The sequence below is a fragment of the Kitasatospora sp. MBT66 genome (genome assembly GCF_000710405.2).
GTDB lineage: Bacteria > Actinomycetota > Actinomycetes > Streptomycetales > Streptomycetaceae > Kitasatospora > Kitasatospora purpeofusca.
On the sequence record NZ_JAIY01000006.1, the window covers coordinates 130,802 to 131,683 of the forward strand.

Annotated in this window: 2 protein-coding genes; both read right to left on the bottom strand. The window is 73.4% G+C overall.

The window, feature by feature from the left end; all coding sequences use genetic code 11:
- Window positions 1-541: 541 nt before the first annotated feature.
- On the bottom strand, window positions 542-694 hold the full coding sequence (locus tag BI06_RS50675) for a hypothetical protein (protein ID WP_158516425.1): 153 nt from the start codon (window positions 692-694) through the stop codon (window positions 542-544).
- A gap of 43 nt (window positions 695-737) precedes the next feature.
- Window positions 738-882 (bottom strand): hypothetical protein (locus BI06_RS53450; protein WP_043468188.1); only part of this gene is annotated, 145 nt, incomplete at its 5' end.

Consider the following 882-nt stretch of genomic DNA (forward strand, 5'->3'; position numbering starts at 1 on the left):
CGTTCACCGGTACAGGCACGCACATCGGCTCCGGGCGGAGATTACCTCGGCCCAGCGGGCCGCTTCTCCGAGGAGAGAGGGAATCGCATGTTCGTGGGGCTAGGCACCGCCGTCCTCATCGTCGTCAGCGCTCTTGCCGTTCGCGCGCTCCGGCGAAGGTGAAGCGGGCGCGCGGGTGCGCCGCCCGCGAAACGCGCGCGGCGCACCCGCCCCATGACCCGCGAGCTCCCCGGCCGAGGCCGAGGAGGTACTTGCCCAGCGGTCGGACCGCTCGCCCACCGCGGCCGGACTGGCCGATCACCTCGGGGCGAGCGAGGGCGAGGTGGTCGAGGGACCGGCCGCCGCCGGCTCCCCGCACCGCCGGCTCCCCGGACCGGTCCGTCGAGCCGGGTCAGGACGACGGCGTTCCACTGGTCGACCGGCTGCTGGGTGCGGACATCGTCCTCCTGGTGGCCGTCCGGAACCGGCGCGAGGCGCCTGGACAGCGCGGATCGCACTGTCCAGGCGCCTCGCGCCGATGTCGAAGCGGTCCTCGGTCGGGTCAGGTGCGGGCGTGCCGGGCCCTCGTGGTGCGGTCGGTCCGGACGACGGCGACCCGTGGCCGGTGGCCGCGGGACGCGGTGTCCGGTGCGCCGGCCATCAGGATCGCCGCCAGGGCGAGCGGCACCAGCATCGGTGACAAGGTCGTGGTCATGGTTCAGTTCCTCTCGTCCGCAGCGAAAGCCCGGCCGACTCGGTCACCACCGGTACCAGCGGCTTCGAGTGCCGGAGGCGCCGGTGCTGCGGGCCACGAAACCCACCAGCCAGACCACCAGGACGATGACCGCAACCCACCACAGCAGCTTCACCGCGAAGCCGAGGCCGAAGAGCAGCAGGGCGAGC

What these genes read in the sequence shown, in the direction of transcription:
- BI06_RS50675 (WP_158516425.1), bottom strand. Translation starts at nt 694, where the DNA reads ATGACCACGACCTTGTCACCGATGCTGGTGCCGCTCGCCCTGGCGGCG.